This is a genomic window from Marinobacter sp. (assembly GCF_035268745.1).
Lineage (GTDB): Bacteria > Pseudomonadota > Gammaproteobacteria > Pseudomonadales > Oleiphilaceae > Marinobacter.
The window spans coordinates 1-2,255 of record NZ_DATFKH010000213.1; the positions used below are offsets into that span (position 1 = coordinate 1).

Annotated in this window: 1 protein-coding gene and 1 rRNA gene; both read left to right on the top strand. The window is 59.5% G+C overall.

All coding sequences use genetic code 11. The features are described 5' to 3' along the window. Positions 1–23: 23 nt before the first annotated feature. Positions 24–139: ribosomal RNA gene (gene rrf / locus VJ956_RS14220) — 5S ribosomal RNA — on the top strand. Positions 140–649: 510 nt separating this feature from the next. Further along, positions 650–2,041 carry a group II intron reverse transcriptase/maturase gene (gene ltrA / locus VJ956_RS14225; protein ID WP_324085701.1) on the top strand — a complete coding sequence of 464 codons (1,392 nt, stop codon included), beginning with the start codon at positions 650–652 and terminating at the stop codon, positions 2,039–2,041. The last annotated feature ends 214 nt before the right edge of the window (positions 2,042–2,255 follow it).

Sequence of the window (2,255 nt, forward strand, 5' to 3'; positions counted from 1 at the left end):
TCCCCCAGTGATCAACCGTTTTGCCTGACGACCATAGCGGTCTGGAACCACCTGATCCCATCCCGAACTCAGCCGTGAAACAGACCAGCGCCGATGGTAGTGTGGCTTCTGCCCATGTGAGAGTAGGTCATCGTCAGGCTCTTAATCCCAAAACCCCGTCAGCTTTGCTGCCGGGGTTTTTTTTATGTGCGCCAGGCATGGCGCGTAGCGCCTTGACGGGCGCTGTTCCGGTCCAGGTGGTGCTGGCCGGATGACTTGGGGGTGCAAGTCCCCTGTGGACCCGGCAAGGGGAACCACTAGCCGGACGGCAAGGGTGTCCATCGCGAGGTGGAATCTGAAGGAAGCCGCAGGCAAAGCACTGGCCCGACGAACAGGAATCGCATCAGGCGGTCACACCGGGTGAGGCGGCATATATCGTCAAAGCCCAGTACTTGCACGGAAGGTGTGGACGTACATGCGGCGGGCATAAGTGTGAAGGTCACGCGTCTTACCCTGGGAAGTCTGGCTTCCTGCCACAGTGCTATTCATCCCGGAAGGGATGAAGATAGGGAGCCAGAACTCAGCCGAGGTCATAGTAGGTGCGTTACCGCGTACTAAAGGACCGAACATGGTGAGCCGCTAGTAGGCGATGAGTTCTCGTGGTGTGCTTATGAAGACAGAAGTGACCCGGATGGGTCAGGGCATTCAGGAAGGCGCCGGGCGGAACCCGGCAGGTACTGGAGCCCGTGTCGAGGCAGACGCGGGGGCTCACTCGTGGACGAACGCGGAGCCGAACACGCTCATGGAACAGGTGCTTGCGCGCCCGAACCTGATGCGTGCGTATCAGCGGGTGGTGTCCAACAAGGGTGCCGCTGGTGTCGACCAGATGCCGGTCACAACCCTAAAGGGCCACTTGCAACAGCATTGGCCAACGCTGCGAGAGCGGCTGTTGGCCGGAGATTATCATCCTCAGCCGGTACGTCGGGTCAGCATCCCCAAGCCGCAAGGCGGCGAACGGATACTGGGTATTCCGACGGTGCAGGATCGCCTGATCCAGCAAGCACTTCACCAAACGCTGAGCCCGATGCTGGAACCGACCTTTTCGGATCACAGCTACGGGTTCCGCCCTGGACGAAGCGCCCATCAGGCGGTCGAGGCCATGCAAAGGCACATCAACGACGGCCACCGCTGGGTGGTTGATCTGGACCTGGCGCAGTTCTTCGACCGGGTCAACCATGATGTGCTGATGAGCCTGCTGGCTCAACGCATCACGGACCGGCGGATACTCACCCTGATCCGACGTTACCTTCAAGCCGGCATGCTCGAAGGTGGGGCGGTCAGCCCGAGAAGAGAAGGGACGCCGCAAGGCGGCCCCCTCTCCCCCTTGCTCTCCAATGTGCTTCTGACCGAACTGGATCGGGAACTGGAGCGCCGGGGGCACCGGTTCTGCCGCTACGCGGATGACTGCAACATCTACGTGAGCAGCAAAAGAGCTGGTGAGCGGGTTATGGCCAGTATGACCCACTTCCTGGAAACGCGCCTGCGCCTGAAGGTGAACACGGCCAAGAGCGCTGTGGATCGACCGTGGCGTCGCAGCTTTTTGGGTTACAGCATAAGCTGGCACAAACGACAGGTACGACTGAGGATCGCACCAAAGAGCCTGAAGGCTTTTATGACCAAACTGCGCTCGTTGCTGAAACGATCACGAGGGCAGTCGCTGACAACGACCATCTGGAAGCTAAACCCGGTCTTGCGGGGTTGGGCGAACTATTATCGCCTGACGGCCTCGAAACGGTCGGTCGATGCTCTGGATGGCTGGATACGGCGGCGACTCCGCCTGATTCTGTGGCAGCAGTGGAAACGGTCCCGCACGCGGGCCCGAAACCTGATGCGGCTTGGTCTGACCGAGCAAAGGGCCTGGATGAGTGCAACGAATGGCCGTGGACCCTGGTGGAATAGCGGCGCCTCTCACATGAACGCGGCGCTGCCCAAGAAGGTGTTCACCGGCCACTCTCTGGTAAGCTTGCTGGATACGATGAACCGGCTTCAGAGCCAACCGTGAACCGCCGTGGTACGGAACCGTATGCCCGGTGGTGTGAGAGGACGGGGGAGGTGACTCCCCCTCCTACTCGATGCCCATTAATCAGGCATCCCGCCGATATGTTATTTATCCGCAAACTGGTCTATTTTCAACATGTAGGTCAGGCGACCGCAACGCCTCAGAACGCATAATAAATAACGAAAGGTGATAGTCATGGCACTGAAACAGAACTTTT

What these genes read in the sequence shown, in the direction of transcription:
- ltrA (WP_324085701.1), top strand. Translation starts at nt 650, where the DNA reads ATGAAGACAGAAGTGACCCGGATGGGTCAGGGCATTCAGGAAGGCGCC.